5 protein-coding genes, 1 tRNA gene and 14 pseudogenes are annotated in these 17,232 nt (G+C 60.4%); 15 read left to right on the forward strand and 5 right to left on the reverse strand.

Features of this window, described 5'->3' with window-relative positions; genetic code table 11:
* Positions 1-80: 80 nt before the first annotated feature.
* The 4 genes and pseudogenes from efeU to phoH all read left to right on the forward strand — a co-directional run bounded on the left by efeU (position 81) and on the right by phoH (position 4,619).
* Positions 81-902: an iron uptake transporter permease EfeU gene (gene efeU / locus EIO60_RS11385; RefSeq protein WP_258576865.1), complete on the forward strand. Its 822-nt coding sequence runs from the start codon at positions 81-83 to the stop codon at positions 900-902.
* Positions 903-913: 11 nt separating this feature from the next.
* Positions 914-2,032, forward strand: a complete 1,119-nt coding sequence (gene efeO, locus EIO60_RS11390) for an iron uptake system protein EfeO (protein ID WP_374058177.1) — start codon at positions 914-916, stop codon at positions 2,030-2,032.
* Between the two features lies 1 nt (position 2,033).
* Positions 2,034-3,308: an iron uptake transporter deferrochelatase/peroxidase subunit gene (gene efeB / locus EIO60_RS11395; protein WP_258576866.1), complete on the forward strand. Its 1,275-nt coding sequence runs from the start codon at positions 2,034-2,036 to the stop codon at positions 3,306-3,308.
* A gap of 541 nt (positions 3,309-3,849) precedes the next feature.
* Positions 3,850-4,619, forward strand: a pseudogene (phoH, locus tag EIO60_RS11400) (phosphate starvation-inducible protein PhoH).
* A gap of 101 nt (positions 4,620-4,720) precedes the next feature.
* On the opposite strand, the gene EIO60_RS11405 reads toward phoH, so the two are convergent.
* Positions 4,721-4,808, reverse strand: a tRNA-Ser gene (locus tag EIO60_RS11405).
* A gap of 530 nt (positions 4,809-5,338) precedes the next feature.
* Between EIO60_RS11405 and EIO60_RS11410 the strand changes: the two are divergent.
* Positions 5,339-5,997 (forward strand): annotated as a pseudogene (locus EIO60_RS11410) (alkaline phosphatase); the annotation flags it as partial.
* Between the two features lie 49 nt (positions 5,998-6,046).
* On the opposite strand, the gene msrA reads toward EIO60_RS11410, so the two are convergent.
* The 4 genes and pseudogenes from msrA to EIO60_RS11430 all read right to left on the reverse strand — a co-directional run bounded on the left by msrA (position 6,047) and on the right by EIO60_RS11430 (position 8,866).
* Positions 6,047-6,580, reverse strand: a complete 534-nt coding sequence (msrA, locus tag EIO60_RS11415) for a peptide-methionine (S)-S-oxide reductase MsrA (RefSeq protein WP_258576867.1) — start codon at positions 6,578-6,580, stop codon at positions 6,047-6,049.
* 117 nt (positions 6,581-6,697) lie between these two features.
* Positions 6,698-6,914, reverse strand: a pseudogene (locus tag EIO60_RS11420) (flavin reductase family protein); the annotation flags it as partial.
* Positions 6,895-7,846, reverse strand: a pseudogene (locus EIO60_RS11425) (PDR/VanB family oxidoreductase). The pseudogenes EIO60_RS11420 and EIO60_RS11425, both read right to left, overlap by 20 nt.
* Before the next feature lie 12 nt (positions 7,847-7,858).
* A pseudogene (locus EIO60_RS11430) lies at positions 7,859-8,866 on the reverse strand (aromatic ring-hydroxylating oxygenase subunit alpha).
* A 116-nt stretch (positions 8,867-8,982) separates the two neighbouring features.
* Here EIO60_RS11430 and EIO60_RS11435 point away from each other — a divergent pair.
* The 10 genes and pseudogenes from EIO60_RS11435 to EIO60_RS11485 all read left to right on the forward strand — a co-directional run bounded on the left by EIO60_RS11435 (position 8,983) and on the right by EIO60_RS11485 (position 17,157).
* Positions 8,983-9,639, forward strand: a pseudogene (locus EIO60_RS11435) (LysR family transcriptional regulator).
* Positions 9,640-9,699: 60 nt separating this feature from the next.
* Positions 9,700-10,312, forward strand: a pseudogene (locus tag EIO60_RS11440) (chemotaxis protein CheA); the annotation flags it as partial.
* Between the two features lie 29 nt (positions 10,313-10,341).
* A pseudogene (locus EIO60_RS16800) lies at positions 10,342-11,458 on the forward strand (methyl-accepting chemotaxis protein); the annotation flags it as partial.
* A gap of 106 nt (positions 11,459-11,564) precedes the next feature.
* A pseudogene (locus tag EIO60_RS11455) lies at positions 11,565-12,116 on the forward strand (CheR family methyltransferase); the annotation flags it as partial.
* Positions 12,108-12,877, forward strand: a pseudogene (gene cheB / locus EIO60_RS11460) (chemotaxis-specific protein-glutamate methyltransferase CheB); the annotation flags it as partial. The pseudogenes EIO60_RS11455 and cheB, both read left to right, overlap by 9 nt.
* A 39-nt stretch (positions 12,878-12,916) precedes the next feature.
* Positions 12,917-13,305, forward strand: a pseudogene (gene cheY, locus EIO60_RS11465) (chemotaxis response regulator CheY).
* Positions 13,306-13,314: 9 nt separating this feature from the next.
* A pseudogene (gene cheZ, locus EIO60_RS11470) lies at positions 13,315-13,917 on the forward strand (protein phosphatase CheZ).
* 214 nt (positions 13,918-14,131) lie between these two features.
* A pseudogene (locus EIO60_RS11475) lies at positions 14,132-15,030 on the forward strand (EscU/YscU/HrcU family type III secretion system export apparatus switch protein).
* Positions 15,023-16,866 (forward strand): annotated as a pseudogene (gene flhA / locus EIO60_RS11480) (flagellar biosynthesis protein FlhA); the annotation flags it as partial. The pseudogenes EIO60_RS11475 and flhA, both read left to right, overlap by 8 nt.
* A 24-nt stretch (positions 16,867-16,890) precedes the next feature.
* On the forward strand, positions 16,891-17,157 hold the full coding sequence (locus EIO60_RS11485) for a flagellar protein FlhE (RefSeq protein ID WP_258576956.1): 267 nt from the start codon (positions 16,891-16,893) through the stop codon (positions 17,155-17,157).
* Positions 17,158-17,232: the final 75 nt, after the last annotated feature.

Genomic DNA, 17,232 nt, shown 5'->3' on the forward strand with positions numbered 1-17,232 from the left:
CGATAACGATAATAAGTATCGTTCGTGTTTTGCCAAACTTTACCTGCGGTTGACGCTGCTTAACATTCATGAGGTCGGCGATGTTTGTTTCCTTTCTTATCATGCTGCGCGAAGGGCTGGAAGCGGCGCTGATCGTCAGCCTGATTGCCAGCTACCTGAAGCGCACCGGGCGCGCCCGCTGGTTTCCGGCGCTGTGGGCCGGCGTCGCCGTCGCCATCACGCTCTGTCTGGCGCTCGGCATCCTCATCAATCAGACCAGCGGCGAGTTTCCGCAAAAAGAGCAGGAGCTGTTTGAAGGCATCGTGGCGCTAATCGCCGTGGCGATCCTCACCTCGATGGTGTTCTGGATGCGTAAGGTGGCGCGCAACATTCGCGTCGAGCTGGAGCAAGCGGTGGATCAGGCGCTGGGCCAGCGCGGCGGCGGCGTGGCGCTGGTGCTGATGGTGTTTCTCGCCGTGGCGCGCGAAGGGCTGGAGTCGGTGTTTTTCCTGCTGGCCGCCTTTACTCAGGATATCGGCTACGCGCCGCCGGCGGGCGCGCTGCTCGGGCTGGCGACGGCGGTGGCGCTGGGCATGTTGCTCTACTGGGGCGGCATCCGCCTGAATATGCGGCGCTTTTTCCGCTGGACTAGCCTGTTCATTCTGTTTGTCGCCGCCGGGCTGGCTGCTGGCGCGGTTCGCGCCTTTCACGAGGCGGGCCTCTGGAACCACTTTCAAACGCTCGCCTTTGACCTGAGCAACGTACTCTCGACCCATTCGCTGGCGGGCACGCTGCTGAAAGGGGTGCTTGGCTACCAGGAGTCGCCAAGCGTCAGCGAAGTGGCTGTCTATTTCCTCTATCTTGTTCCGGCGCTGCTGCTGTTTTTACAGCCTGCGCGACCGGCGCGCCAACTCTCTCATTAACAGGATACATTATGATGATTCGCTCTCGCCGCAAAACGCTGCTCACCTCGCTGCTGCTGCTTTTGGGCAGCGCCGCCGCCGAGACGGCGCAGGTAAAGGTCAGCGTCACCGATACGCAGTGTGAACCGATGCAGCTCACCGTCAAAGCAGGCAAAACCCAGTTTCTGATTAAGAACAACAGCCAGAAAGCGCTGGAATGGGAAATTCTCAAAGGGGTGCTGGTGGTAGAGGAGCGGGAGAATATCGCGCCAGGCTTCAGCCAGAAGCTGACCGCCAATCTCGAGGCGGGAGAATATGAAATGACCTGCGGCCTGCTGAGCAACCCGAAAGGCAAGCTTATCGTGCAGGGCGAGGCGGCGCCGACAGCGCCAGACAACAAGCTGAACCTGCTGTCGCTGGCCGGTCCGATTACCGCCTATAAGGCCTGGGTAATTCAGGAGGTGGCGCAGCTTGCAACCGGTACATCCGCATTCACTCAGGCGGTGAAGGCGGGCGATCTGGAAAAAGCGCGCGCGCTTTACGCGCCGACGCGCCAGCACTACGAACGCATCGAACCGATTGCCGAACTCTTCTCCGATCTGGACGACAGCATAGATGCGCGCGAGGAAGATTACGAGAAGAAGGCGGAGGATCCCAAATTCACCGGCTTCCACCGGCTGGAGAAAGCGTTGTTCAGCGACAACAGCACCCGCGGCATGGAGGGCTATGCCACCCAGCTCAACCGTGATGTGCAGGCGTTGCAGAGTCGTATCAGCGAGCTGGCGTTCTCGCCGGTGAAAGTGGTAGGCGGCGCGGCGGGACTGATTGAAGAGGTCGCCTCCAGCAAAATTTCCGGCGAAGAGGATCGCTACAGCCGTACCGACCTGTGGGATTTCCAGGCAAACGTCAACGGTGCGCAAAAGATAGTGGATCTGCTGCGTCCGCAGCTGCAGCAGGCCAACCCGGAGCTGCTGGCGAAGGTGGATAGCAACTTCAGCAAGGTCGATGTCATCTTGCGCAAATACCGCGTCGGTAAGGGCTTCGCCTCCTATGAAAAGCTGACCAGTGCGGATCGCAACGCGCTGAAGGGCCCGATCACCGCACTGGCGGAAGATCTTTCCTTGTTACGCGGCACCCTGGGGCTCGACTAATATGGCGCATCAGAAAGATGAGGCGCAGCCCGCCCGGCGGCGCCTGTTAAAAGGACTCGGCATGCTGGGGGGCGCGGCAGCGATAAGCGGCGGCTGTCCGTTACACGCTGCGGCCGACAGCTTTTCGCCGGGTACGGTAGCGCCCGATGCGCGCCAGCAGACGCAGCCCTGCTACGGGCTGCACCAGGCGGGCATCGTTACGCCGCAGCAGGCATCGATGATGCTGGTGGCGTTTGACGTGCTTGCAGGCAACAAGGCCGAGCTGGTGCGGCTGTTTCAGCTGCTGACCGCGCGTATCGCCTTTCTAACGCGCGGCGGTCCGGTGCCGCAGCTGGACAATCCGCAGCTGCCGCCGCTCGATTCCGGCATTCTCGGCGCCACTGTCGCCCCGGATAATCTCACCATTACCGTTTCGGCAGGGGAGATGCTGTTCGATGCGCGTTTCGGCCTGCAGGGGCTGAAACCGAAAAAGCTACAGAGCATGACGCGCTTTCCCAACGATTCGCTGGACGCCGCCCAGTGCCACGGCGATCTGCTGCTGCAAATCTGCGCCAATACCCAGGATACGGTGATCCATGCGCTGCGCGATATCGTCAAGCACACGCCCGATCTACTGGGCGTGCGCTGGCGGCGCGAAGGCTTTATCGCCGACCACGCCGCGTGCAGCCAGGGCAAAGAGACGCCGATTAACCTGCTGGGCTTTAAGGACGGCACGGCAAATCCCGATACCCAGGATTTGCCGCTGATGGACAAGCTGCTCTGGGTGACCGCCGATCAGGATGAGCCCGCCTGGGCGCGTAACGGCTGCTATCAGGCAGTGCGCATCATCCGCTTCCGTGTGGAGATGTGGGACCGCACGCCGCTCGGCGAACAGCAGGCTATTTTTGGTCGGGAAAAGTTGAGCGGCGCACCGCTGGGCATGCAAAACGAGCACGATCTGCCCGATTACGCACGGGATCCAGACGGCGACGTTATTCCTCTCGACGCGCATATCCGCCTGGCCAATCCCCGCACGCCGGAGACGGCAAGCAGCCTGATGCTGCGGCGCGGCTACAGTTACTCGGCATGCACCACCGCCGCCGGCCAGCTCGACATGGGGCTGCTGTTTGTCTGCTATCAGCACGATCTAGAGAAGGGATTTATCGCCGTACAGAAACGCCTGAACGGCGAGGCTCTGGAAGAGTATGTGCGACCAATCGGCGGCGGCTACTTCTTTGTTTTGCCTGGCGTGCCCGACGCCAGCGGTTACCTAGCGCAGCCGCTGCTGGAAGCCTGAAGTGGTTGATTTTTAATCGCACGGGCCAGCGCGGCGTAAAGGAACTACGCCGCGCCCGACAACTTTTTCACTTTTCAGCCGAAGAGAAAGCGCTTTGAAAAGCAAGGGAAAAAGCACAGCTTCAGCGATTCTGCCTGCTCTTTCTCTCGCTTTCCCGGACTGCGTGTAAAAATTAAGTTGCCAACTCTGTTAAAATTAGTGCAGTTTAATGGATAAGCGTGTGTATCGCAGACGGGAGTCGCGCATAGGAAGATCCTGCACAGGGCAGAACGTTTCACCGCACATTTCACATTTTTCGGCGAGGACGACAGCGCCCTAGACAGCCTTCTCTTTGTTATTCGTTTATTTATTCGCTTTCAGCCCCGTTTTTACCGGTGTGTCTCTGCGCTTCGGGCGCTGCGGCGCATCTCTATCAATGCACGTTAAGGCTCAAAAGGAAGCCAATCAAACCTCTAAAGCGTTCAGTTAATCGTGGCGGGAAGCGGCCCCACGCGGGAAATGAAACAAACTGTAAGGTGCGACTATGGGAAGATAGAAAGCAGTGATCAAAGCGCGTAGTGAAGCGAGAAGTGTGCTTCGGAGTGACTCACGCAGTCATCGTCAGCGCGAAGAAGAATCGGTCACTTCGCTGGTGCAGATGGTTGGGCTGGATGCGATTGGCATGGCGCGCGACATGCGCGACCTTTCGCCGATTGCCGCCAGAAACGACGCTCAGGCGCACTATCTCCAGTGCCATAGAATCGAAACAGCTGATCTTCGCTACCGGCGAAGCCGGGTGTAGTAAAATCTGGATCAGCGCTTCGAAAGCGGCAGAAGCCCTGATTCATAAGGATATAGACAGGATCATCGTCACACGTCGGGTGCTGCAGGCTGACGAAGATCTGGGATTCCTGCCAGGGGATATCTCAGAGAAGTTCGCCCCCTATTTCCGGTTCCGGCCGGTTTACGACGTTCTGGTTAAACGTCTTGGCGCTTCCTTTATGCAGTACTGTTTGCGACCCGAAATTGGCAAGGTGGACATCTCGCCTATATGCGCGGCCGTACCTTTGAAAATGCGGTGGTGATCCTCTATGAGGCACAAAACGTAACAGCGGCCCAGATGAAAATGTTCCTGACGCGCCTTGGCGAAAACGTCACGGTGATTGTTAAAGGCGATATTACCCAGTGCGATTTGTCCGCTGGGGTACTCTCCGGTCTTGCGGACGCGCTGGCGCGTTTCGAAGAGGACGAGATGGTGGGTATCGTACGTTTTGCAAAGAGGATTGCGTGAGGTCAGTGCTGTGCCAGCGAACGTTGCATGCGTATGGTTGATTGAGTCGGTGGTGTAGTAAGCAAACCCGGCGCAAGCCGGTTTTTTTATGGCTAAACGAAAAAAGCCTGAACTTTCGTTCAGGCTCTTCTCTAAATAATGATGGCGGTGAGGGGGGGATTCGAACCCCCGATACGTTACCGTATACACGCTTTCCAGGCGTGCTCCTTCAGCCACTCGGACACCTCACCACATTTTTGCTTGCTGACCTTGCCGGGTCAACGGGGCGCTACTATAGGGAGCCGGCCGAAAAGGGTCAAGCACAATTTTTCTCTTTTTTTCTATTCGCTTAAGCTCTGCGCGAATCGTTTTATCCCTGCGCACTCTGGTCGGATTGTCATCAAAAAGCCATTCCGCCGTTACAAAAACGCCATCGAAGCATCACAGACTTAACGCCTGAAACCTCTGGTAAATTATTGCTAATAAGGGAACACAAGATGAAACCGATGCGCCTCTTTACCTTTTCATTCACGGCTGGCCTCGCTGGTCACGCTTTCCGTTCACGCCGAAACCGCCGGCGCGCTGGGCGATGCAAGCTATTCACGCGCCGCGACCGGCGGCATTACTCAGCACGGCGGCGCGCGTCGCCTGACCGGCGATCAAACAGAGGCGCTTAAGGCTTTGCTACGCAACACCACGGCAAAAAACGTCATCCTGCTGATTGGCGATGGCATGGACGACTCCGAAATTATCGCGGCGCGTAACCTGGCGAAAGGGACGGGCGCGCGGCTATCAACTGGTGAGCGACTGGCAGAGGCTGAACGCGATGACTGCGGCGAACAACGATAAGCCGTTGCTCGACTTGTTCGCCGACGGCAATATGCCGGTGCGCTGGAAAGGGCCGAAGGCGAGCCATCATGGCAACATCAATCAAGCGGCGGTGACTTGCGAGGTGAATAAAGAGCGCCTGGTCGCCACCCCGACGCTGGCGCAGAGGACCAGCAAAGCGATCGATCTGCTGAAAACCAACCCGAACGGCTTTTTCCTGCAGGTTGAGGGCGTCTCAATCGATAAAGAGGATCACGCGGCGAACCTGTGCGGACAGATCGGCGAAACCGTGGATCTCGACGAGGCGGTGCAGCAGGCGCTGGCCTTTGCGCGCAAAGAGGGCAACACGCTGGTGCTGGTCACTGCGGACACGCCCACAGCAGCCAGATCATCGCCAACGGCAGCAAGGCGCCGGGCCTGACCCAAGCGCTGAACACCAAAGACGGCGCGGTGATGACCATCAGCTACGGCAACTCCGACACCGATTCTCAGGGGCATACCTGCACGCAGCTGCGCATCGCGGCCTACGGTCCGCACGCCGCCAACGTGGTGGGGCTAACCGATCAGACCGATCTCTTCTTTACGCTGCGTGATGCGATGGGGCTGAAGTAAGGGAAACGGCTTCTCCCGCGAGACAGGATAAGCCGATTGTCTGAGGGGATTAGCTTTTCACGCGGTTGGCGAAGCTTTTACGCAGCTTCTGCAGCTTCTGCGGGATCACCGCTACGCAGTAGCCGTCGCGCTGGCCCACACCGTCCCAGTAATCCTGATGATAGGCCTCGGCGGGATACCACTTCTTCAGCGGTTCGATGGTGGTCACTACCGGATCCTGATGATCTTGCTGCGCGCGCGCGATAGCGGCGACTGCCTCCGCTTCCTGCTCCGGCGTGGCCGGGAAGATGGCTGAACGATACTGGGTACCGATATCGTTGCCCTGGCGGTTCAGCTGGGTAGGATCGTGCGTGGCGAAGTTGATATCCAGCAGATCGCCATAGCTGACTTTCTCCGGATCGAATCCTAAGCGGATCGCTTCCGCATGACCGGTTTCGCCGCTGCACACCTGCTCATAGGTCGGGTTAGGGCGTGCACCCCCGGTATAGCCGCTTTCAACCGACTCCACGCCGATCACATCTTTAAAAACCGCTGCGGTACACCAGAAACAGCCGCCTGCGATCACTGCGTATTCGATTGCCATAATGCTTAACTCCTGTTGAGGTCGAGAGGAAAGAGAGTAGGGACAGGCAGACGCCTTTTCAACCCGCAGCTGACGAGAATCCGCCGCCAGACGCTAAATCAGCACCTCAGGTTTAAACTGGCCGCTGCTGCGGATCAGCACATGGATGTGGTTCATGCTGGAAATCATGCAGCCGACCAGCGAGGGCGAAAACTCCAGCACGGTGTGCCAAGCCGAGCGTCATGATGTAGTGCTCCTCTTCAAACTGCGAGCTGAGCAGCAGCACCGGGCCAGGCTCTAGATATTTGCGCGCCTTGCTGAACGGGAAGGCGGTTTTATGCAGTCGTTGACTCATCGCATCTCTCCTCTGTGGGACGATACTGTAAGTGTAGAAGCTCTAGGTCGATCACCAGCGCGATTTGTTGAAGCGGCGCAGACTTTTCAGCCTCGGTCTGCACCGTGTCGCGGTGATCCGGCTCGCCCGCTAGCACCGGCGTCAGACAGGGGCCGCACAGCCCCATTTTGCACGACAGTGGCACGTCGACGCCGTTGTCCAGCAGCACGCGGGCGATGGTTTTCTCCGGCGGCACCGGCCAGCTGGCGCCTCATCCGGCTGCGGCTGCGGCGTCGGCGCGGCGGCGGCGAAGGCCTCGAGATGCAGCTGCGACGGCTGCCAGCCCGCGGCCAGCGCCTGCTGCTGCAGGTGTGTCATAAAGCCCGCCGGTCCGCAGAGATAGAGGTGGCTGCCGTTTTGCGGCGCGCGCAGTGACGCGGGCTGTGGCCGTCGGCGCTGCACAGGATGTCGCAATGGCCGTGCTGAAAGGGCTGCATCAGGCGGCGCGCGAAAGCGGCATCCTGTCGCTGCTTAACGTAGTAGTGCAGCGAGAAGGTCACGCTGTCGCGCTCGAGCTGTTCCGCCATCGCCAGCAGCGGCGTCAGACCGATGCCGGCGGCGATCAGCACTACCCGCTGCGCCGCCACCAGCGGAAACAGGTTGCGTGGCGCGGAGATGGTCAGACGCTGGTCGAGGCGCAGCTGCTGATGGATATAGCGCGAGCCGCCGTGCGAATCGGCGGTCAGCCCGACGCAAATCAGATAGCGATCCTGACGCGCGGGCGATCCTGTCAGGGAGTATTGTCGCGTCAGCCCGTTGCCGAGCTGCAGATCGATATGCGCGCCCGCCTCCCAGCGCGGCAGCGGGGCGCCATCGCCGCGCACCAGGCTCAGCGCGACGGCGTGGCGTCCCTGATGGGAGAGCCCGTCCACGACTACTGAAAAAGTGGTCATCTTCTCTCCTCGCTATACCAGGAAAATTCGCCATAGCCCTTTTTTCAGGCCGCGGCGATAGGCGATAGAGCTGCGGTCGGCCGGAATATGCGCCTCCAGCGTCAGGTCGAGGGGCAGGCTCTCCGGCCGCTGCGTTTCCACCATCAGCCGATTCTCTTCAAACACGCGGTGATTAAAGGCGTGCACCTCCTCAACCGGAATATGCAGGTCGAAGTTGCGCGCGATAGGGGGGAACATGCGCGTTTTGCGCGCGGAAACCGGCGAGGCGGCGGTCATAATCACCAGCCGCGCTGCGTCGGGAAAATGCACCGTCAGCGTTGCGGTAAAGGGCAAATGCATTTCGAAATGGCGCAGCCACTGAAAGCCCTCCGGTGCCTGCTGGCCGGAACCCGCCGTATCGTTAGAGACGGAGCTTTAGTAGTCCACGGCGAAGCCATTAGGGGTTTCCACCGGGTTGTAGGGCGGCACCTGCTGGTTGCTGGCGTCGGCGAAGGTTTTACTGTGTACCCAGGCGAAGTGCGCCACGTCGAGAAAGCCCTCGACCTGACGACCGGCTAAGCCGGCTACATCAAAGGGCGGACAGGTGATCTGTTGAAAGCCGTCATCTACCCAGTGCGGCATCGCTGGCAGCTCGGCGGGATCGTCCACGTCGGGCGCCAGGCAGACCCAGACCAGCTCTACCGGAAAGCTAATCAGATTGAGCTTGGCGGGCACCGGCTGATCCGGGCTGGAGGGGATGCGGTTGCAGCGGCCATCCTCGCCGAAGCGCAGACCGTGGTAGGGGCAGATAATGCCGTGCTCGTCATGGAAGCCCAGCGTCAGCGGCACGCCGCGATAGGGGCAGACATCTTTCGCCACGACGATCTGCTGGTTGATGCGGTAGATCACTAGCTGTTCATCAAGCAGCACCGCTTTCATCGGCGCAGGACCGACGTCGCACAGGCGCTGCCAGCAGCGCGCCAGCCGCAGCCAGTCGTCAGGTTCAAAGGTGCAGTTTGCGGGAGGCGTTAATAGGTTCATGGCGGAGACCTGTCACAGTTGCACAATAGGATGACAAACATTGTGGACAGAGCAGGGTGCAACAAGCCATCATCGTTTTTTCAGCCGCGTGTTGCATAAATGTGTACAGGTGACCCATGCTTCCTTTTTCCCGTTCCCGATTTTCCCACTATTTTCTCGAAGTCGCGCGCAGCGGCAGCCTGCGAAAGGCGGCGGAACAGCTGCACGTCTCCGCCTCGGCTATCAACTGTCAGATTCTGCAGGCGGAGGAGGAGCTGGGCATGCGCCTCACCAGCGTGGGTGAGCTGCTCTGCGACGATCTGCGGCGCTGGCAGCGCGAATATCAGCACACCCGCCAGCGTTTCGATGAGATTCAGGGGCTGCGGCGCGGCCACGTCAGTTTCGGTCTGATCCAGGCGCTGAACGACGGCGCGCTGGCCGATGCGCTGTCGCAGATCGCCCAGATGCCCCCCTGGCTGCGGCTCGATCTCAGCATGCACGACAGCGCGCAACGAGCGGGTCGAGATGCTCTATCGGCGGCATAATCTGCAGCCGAAAAACGTCATCACCTGCAACGATATCCGCCATCCGCCTGGTTAAATCGCTGATCGTGCAGGGCAGCGGCGTCAGCATTCTCAGCTTGCTCGACGTGATGAAAGAGGTGGAAAGCGGGGCGCTGCAGTTCGTGCCGCTGCGCCCCGGCGCGCCAGCTCTCGCATGCTGCCCAGCAGGTGATTCAGCATCTGATCTCAGTTATCGAGTCGCTGTGGGCGCCGCGCGAAAATTTACCTTAAAATTAAGGCTGGTCGCCAGAAGGCACTGCTTTTTGTAAATTATCGTAAAGATCGCGCGAGGCAGGTTTGCGCGTGCAGATGATCAACCTGAAAGAGAGAAATAGGTGGATCTGCTACTAGAAGAGCTGGGCAACCTTGGCAGCCTGAGCAACGTTGTGAAGGGCGCCGACTTCGTGGCGGTGCTCTGCTTCGTGATCGAAGAGGCGTAAATCCGCTTCCCGGAAGCGGGCGCGGAAGCCTCATCCGCCGCCGAGCCGGTGATCACCCAGTCGATGTTGGCGCAGCGCTCCGGTGAATTCGATCCGGTGGCGCACGGCGATCTGCTGAACAGCATGGGCCAGCTGGAGCGCAACGCGCGCGACCTGCAGGAGTCGGAGATGTCGATTCGTATGATGCCGATGGAGTACGTCTTTAGCCGCTTCCCGCGTCTGGTCTGGTGCGCGATCTGGCGAGCAAGCTCGGCAAAGAGGTGGTGCTGACGCTGCTCGGAAGCTCGCTCGAACTCGACAAGAGCCTGATCGAACGCATGATAGATCCCCTGACGCACTTGGTGCGCAACAGCCTTGACCACGGCATCGAGTCGCCGGAAAAACGCCTAGCAGCGGGCAAGGTGGCCACCGGCAACCTGACCCTGTCGGCGGAGCATCAGGGCGGCAACATCTGCATCTTCGTGTTGTCACCAGTTTACTGCTTGTTTTACTGATGTTTGGCCTATTCCAGGCTTTCTCAGGAGCAGTGTTTTTCTCTGCATTAAACGATGTAAAACCAGCTTCAGCGTGTCGCAGCTTGCCAGTAAGAATCTTCAGGCGCTTAACGACGCTTATATGAACCTCAACCAAAGCCGTGTGGTGCTGACGCGTATTCAACTGCGAATCGTGAACAGTAAGCTGGATGGCAAAGCGCCGGATATTGCGTCGTTGTTTACCGACAGCCAGCACTTCCAGCAAACGGCGGTGACGAACGTTGAACTGTTTAAAGCGACGCCGGATACGCCGGGGCAGGACATGGCGCGAAACAATCGACTGATGGACACGTATGGCGCCTATGCTACGGCGCTGGCGCAGATACAAACGGCGCCGCAGGCCAATAATCTCTCCGAGGCGGGCAAGGTGCCGGTGGCGCCGAGCCAGAGCGCCTTCCTGAATATCTACACCGACTGGCGCGCTAATCAGGCGCAGCTCGCGGAACTGGGCGTGGCGAAAAATGCCAGCGCCTATGCGCGCATGCTGTGGATCCTCGGTGCAATCATGACGCTGGTGCTGGCGATCGTGCTGTGCTGGTTCGGCCTGCGTCGCGTGCTGATTAACCCGCTCAACGCCAACATCGGCCGTATTCAGCGCATTGCGCATGGCGATCTCACCCAGCCAATCCGCGTCGAAGGACGTAACGAGATGAGCTAGCTGGCCGCCAGCCTGCATGAGATGCAGCAGTCGCTGGTGCGCACCGTCGGCGACGTGCGCGACGGCGCGGATGCCATCATACCGGCGCCAGCGAAATCTCGGCGGGCAATAACGACCCCTCCGCGCGCACCGAAGAGCCGGCGGCGTCGCTGGAGCAGACCGCCGCCAGCATGGAGCAACTTACCGCCACGGTGAAGCAGAACGCTGAGAACGCCTGCTAGGCGTCGCAGCTGGCGCTCAGCGTGTCGGAGACCGCGCAGAAGGGCGGCAACGTGGTGGACGGCGTGGTGAAAACCATGAGCGACATCGCCGGCAGCTCGAAGAAGATCGCTGACATCACCAGCGTGATTGACGGCATCGCCTTCCAGACCAACATTCTGGCGCTCAACGCGGCGGTGGAAGCGGCGCGCGCCGGCGAATAGGGACGCGGCTTCGCCGTTGTAGCGAGCGAGGTGCGCACAGGTGCCTGAAATGAAGAAATCGACGTTACTGGATTAAAACGAGGCGACCACGCTGCTGCCGCAGATGGTGCAGCGCCTGCCGCTCTCGGATGCACACTTTCGTCGTATCAGCCAGCTGATCTATCAGCGTGCCGGCATCGTGCTGGCCGACAACAAACGTGAAATGGTCTACAACCGCCTGGTGCGGCGCCTGCACACGCTGAACATTTACGACTTCGGCCGCTACCTCGCGCTGCTGGAGAACTACGCTAACAGCGCGGAGTGGCAGGCGTTTATTAATGCGCTGACCACCAACTTGACCGCCTTTTTCCGCGAGGCGCACCATTTTCCGGTGCTGGCGGAACATGCGCGCAAGCGCGCCGGCAGCTTTAACTTCTGGTGCGCGGCGGCCTCGATCGGCGAGGAGCCGTACTCTATCGCCATGACGCTGGCGGAGACGCTCGGCGCCGGGCCGGGGAAGTTTCAGGCGCACGCCAGCGATATCGACATGCAGGTGCTGGAAAAAGCGGTCGCCGGCGTCTATCGCGAGGAGGAGCTGCGCACGCTGTCGCAGCAGCAGCTGCTGCAGCGCTTCTTTCCGCGCGGCACTGGCCTGCACGCCGGCATGGTGCGCGCGCTGGAGCTGGGGGCGGTAGACTTCTCACCAAGCTGTAGCTCGGCATTCGCGAAGGCATGCTGGCCTACAGCCAGACCATCGCCGACAAGATTCGCGCCGCGGCGCTCGCCCGACTGCACGCCCGTCCGACGATGCCGGTGCCGGTGACCCTGAAAGCGGGTCCGCTGCTCAGCAGCGAGAAGCTGATCGCCATCGGCTCCTCCACCGGCGGTACCGAGGAGATCCGCCACGTGCTGCAGCCGCTGCCGCCCACCAGCCCGGCGCTGATGATCACTCAGCATATGCCGCCGGGCTTTACCAAATCGTTCGCCGAGCGTCTTAACAAGCTCTGTCAGATCACGGTGAAAGAGGGGGAAGACGGCGAGCGCATTCTGCCGGGACACGCCTATATCGCGCCGGGCGCGATGCATATGGAGCTGGGACGCAGCGGCGCCAACTACGTGGTGAAGCTCAACGAAGGGTCGCTGGTGAACCGTCATAAACCTTCGGTCGATGTGCTGTTCCGATCGGTGGCGATCAATGCCAGGCGTAATGCCGTCGGAGTGATCCTCACCGGCATGGGCAACGACGGTGCGGCGGGCATGCTGGAGATACACCGCGCCGGCGCCTGGACCATCACCCAGAGCGAAGCGTCCTGTGTTGTAATTGGTATGCCACGCGAAGCCATCACCAGCAGCGGGGTGAGCGAAGTCGTGGATTTAGGCAACATCAGCCAGCATATGCTGGTAAAAATTAGCGCCGGACAGGCACTGCGAATTTAACAGGCCCGTCCTGCCGGGCGAGATAACACAGGAGTAATTATGGCTGATAAAACATGCGCTTTTTGGTGGTGGACGACTTCAACACGATGCGTCGCATCGTGCGTAACCTGCTGAAATAGCTGGGCTTCAATAACGTCGAAGAGGCGGAAGATGGCGTGGACGCCCTCGCCAAGCTGAAAGCGGGCGGGTTCGACTTCGTTATCTCCGACTGGAATATGCTGAACATGGACGGCCTGCAACTGCTGCAGACCATCCGCGCCGACGGCACACTGAGCGAGCTGCCGGTGCTGATGGTGACCGCGGAAGCGAAGAAAGATAACATCATCGCGGCGGCGCAGGCCGGCGCCAGCGGCTATGTGGTGAAACCGTTCACCGCTGCCACGCTGGAAGAAAAATTAGGCAAGATCTTCGAAAAATTGGGTATGTAAGGAGATGTGATGAGCGACCTTCCGAAACCAACTGAGGATGCCTCGGCACACGACATCATTGCTCGCATCGGCTCGCTGACGCGCATAGTGCGCGATAGCCTGCGCGAGCTGGGGCTAGATAAGGCCATTGCCGATGCGGCTGAAGCCATTCCCGATGCCCGCGACCGTCTGGATTATGTGGTACAGATGACGGCCCAGGCTGCCGACCATGCGCTGAACTGCGTCGAAGCGGCGCAGCCGCATCAGGATAAAATGGAAGCCGGGGCAACCCAGCTGAAAGGGCGTTGGGAGCAGTGGTTTGAAAAACCAATTGAACTGGCCGATGCGCGGGAGTTGGTGACAGATACGCGTGAATTCCTCGCCAACGTGCCTGAGCATACCGCCTTCACCAACAAGCAGCTGCTTGAAATCATGATGGCGCAGGATTTTCAGAACCTGACCGGTCAGGTCATCAAGCGCATGATGGACGTGATCCAGGAGATTGAACTTCAGCTGCTGATGGTGCTGCTGGAGAACATGCCAGAAGTCAGCGCCGAGAAGCGTCAGGAGGGCACCAGCCTGCTGAATGGTCCGTAGATCCACGCCGATGTACCGGGCGTGGTGGCGAACTAGGATCAGGTGGATGACCTGCTGGATAGCTTAGGGTTTTAACCCTGCGCCTCTAGCCTGCAGGCTGGCGGCAATGTCATATAAGCGGCACCGCCAGCCAGCGGGGCCTCTCTGCATTTTTCCTCTCATCCGTCAAAGAACGCCTGTTTTCCCCGTCTTATCTTCGCTTTAACCAAAGCCAAATTATGCTCAGAATTCCTACCCACAGAGGTTTGTCGTGGCTGAAGAGAGCGACGAGGACAAAACAGAATTGCCCACACCCCACCGACTAGAAAAGGCGCGTGAGGAGGGGCAGATCCCGCGATCGCGCGAGCTGACCTCGGTGCTGATGCTGCTGGCGGGGCTGATGATCCTGTGGCTGGGCGGCTCACTGATGGCGCGCCGCTTCGCCGCGCAGGCCTGGACCGAGCTGTTCAAAGGCATCCTGAAGGCGGTGCTGGTGGGCAGCGTTGGCGGCTGGTACATCTGGTCGCACTCGCCGGAGATGCTGCGGCTGATCAGCTAGTCGCCCGCCAGCGCCCTGATGCACGGGCTGGAGATGATCGCCGCCTGCTGTGCGTTGGTGGTGCTCGGCCTGATCCCAATGGTGGGCTACGATGTCTTCTGGTAGCTCTACAGCTACTACAAAAAGCTGCGTATGTCGCGCCAGGAGATCCGCGACGAATTCAAACAGCAGGAGGGAGACCCGCACGTGAAGAGGCGCATCCGCCAGGCGATGCGCGCCGCCGCATGATGGCTGACATTCCCAAAGCCGACGTGATCGTCACTAACCCGACGCACTACTCGGTGGCGCTGCAGTACAACGAGAAAAAGATGAGCGCGCCGAAAGTGGTGGCGAAAGGGTCGGGCGAGGTGGCGCTGAAGATCCATGAAATCGCCGCCGAACACCGCATTCCGCTGTTGGAGGCGCCGCCGCTGACGCGCGCCCTCTGTCGGCACACCGAAATCGGCCAGCAGATCCCCGGCGCGCTCTACGCGGCGGTGGCGGAAGTGCTGGCATGGGTCTGGCAGCTGCGGCGCTGGAAGCGCAAAGGCGGCCTAATCCCGAACAAACCGAAAAATCTGCCGGTTCCGGCCGATATGGACTTTGCAGGAGAGAAGCTAAACGATGGCTAACCTGGCCGCAAAACTGCGGTTACCGAACAATCTGAAAGAGACACAGTGGCAGGTGCTTGCCGGTCCGGTGTTGATCATGATAATCCTGTCGATGATGGTGCTGCCGCTGCCCGCCTTCATCCTCGATCTGCTGTTCACCTTTAATATCGCGCTATCGATCATGGTGCTGCTGGTGGCGATGTTCACCCAGCGCACGCTGGAGTTCGCCGCCTTTCCCACCATCCTGCTCTTCTCTACGTTGCTGCGGCTGGCGCTGAACGTCGCCTCGACGCGTATTATCCTGATGGAGGGGCATACCGGCTCCGGCACGGTTGGACGGGTGGTTGAGGCGTTCGGCCACTTCCTCGTCGGGGTCAACTTCGCTATCGGCATCGTGGTGTTCGTGATCCTCGTAGTGATCAACTTTATGGTGATCACTAAGGGCGCCGGGCGTATCGCCGAAGTCGGCGCGCGCTTCGTGCTCGACGGCATGCCCGGCAAGCAGATGGCGATCGACGCCGACCTCAACGCCGGGCTGATCGGCGAAGAGTAGGCGAAAAGCGTCGTACCGAAGTGACGCAAGAGGCGGACTTCTACGGCTCGATGGACGGCGCCAGTAAGTTCATGCGCAGCGACGCCATCGCTGGCATCCTGATTATGGTGATCAACGTGATCGGTGGCCTGCTGGTGGGCGTGGTGCAGCACGGCATGGATATCGGCCACGCAGGCAAGACCTATACGCTGCTGACCATCGGCGACAGGCTGGTGGCGCAGATCCCGGCGCTGGTGATCTCCACCGCGGCGGGCGTGATCGTTACGCGCGTCGGTACCGATCAGGACGTCGGCGAGCAGATGATGGGCCAGCTGTTTAAAAAACCGCGCGTGATGCTGCTGAGCGCTGGCGTGCTCGCCCTGGTGCCCGGCATGCCAAACTTCGTGTTTCTGATGTTTACCGGCGCGTTGCTGGGGCTCGCTTGGTGGATGCGCGGCCGCAAAATGGAGGCGAAGAAAAAGCCGGAGGCCGCCAGCGGCACCATCGCCCGACCCGCCGACGCCTCCTGGACCGACGTCCACCTGGAGGACACGCTCGGTATGGAGGTAGGCTATCGCTTGATTCCGATGGTGGACAATACCCAGAACGGCGAGCTGCTGGGGCGCATCCGCAGCATCCGTAAAAAGGTGGCGCAGGATGTCGGCTTTCTGCCGCCGGTGGTGCATATCCGCGACAACATGGAGCTGCCGCCCGCGCGCTACCGCATCCTGATGAAAGGGGTGGAGATCGGCAACGGTGACGCCTATCCAGGGCGCTGGATGGCGATTAATCCCGGCACGGCGGCGGGCACGCTGCCGAGCGAGGCGACCATCAATCCGTCCTTCGGACTGGCGGCAATCTGGATCGACAGCGCGCCGAAAGAGCAGGCGCAGATCCAGGGCTTTACCGTGGTGGCGACCCACCTTAACCACCTAATCGGCCAGTACGCCAGCGAGCTGTTCGGTCGTCAGGAGGCGCAGCAGCTGCTGGATCGCGTCAGCCAGGAGATGCCGAAGCTGACGGAAGATCTGGTGCCGGGCGTCATTACCCTGACCATGCTGCACAAGGTGCTGCAGAACCTGCTGACCGAGCGCGTCTCGATTCGCGATATGCGCACCATTATCGAAACGCTGGTGGAGCATGCGCAGGTGCAGAGCGATCCGCAGGAGTTGACCAGCGTAGTGCGCGTGGCCTTGGGCCGCGCCATCGCGCAGCAGTGGTTCCCCGGCAACGGCGAAGTTCAGGTTATCGGCCTCGATACCACGCTGGAGTGTCTGCTGCTGCAGGCGCTGCCGCCGGTACTGCTGGTCAACTATCCGCTGCGCGCGCCGCCGGGCGTCACCGGCGCGGTGACGCTGATTAACTGGCATTACCAGCTGACCGGCACGGATCTGTCCGGTTTGCAGGTGAAGCTGTGCGGCGCCCAGCGCTGCGCTGAGCTGGAGGGCGGCAGCGGAACTACGCACGCGCTGGCACATCTCGACGCGGGCGAAATGCTCTATATGGTGTTTGGCGTGGCGGGCAGGGGGGCATTGCCACCGGGTCTGCGGGTGCTGAGCAGCGACGTGATGGTGAACTACCAGAATTTAAAAACCCCGCCGCCGCGGGGTTTTTGATTTGATCAGGTGCGGGTAGTCTGGGCCGAAGAGCAAAGCGTCCCGCGTCAGGGACGCCGCGGGACGAGCGCGCAG

Origin of the sequence: Candidatus Pantoea persica, assembly GCF_013753875.1 — a bacterium.
In the GTDB taxonomy this organism is placed as follows: domain Bacteria; phylum Pseudomonadota; class Gammaproteobacteria; order Enterobacterales; family Enterobacteriaceae; genus Pantoea; species Pantoea persica.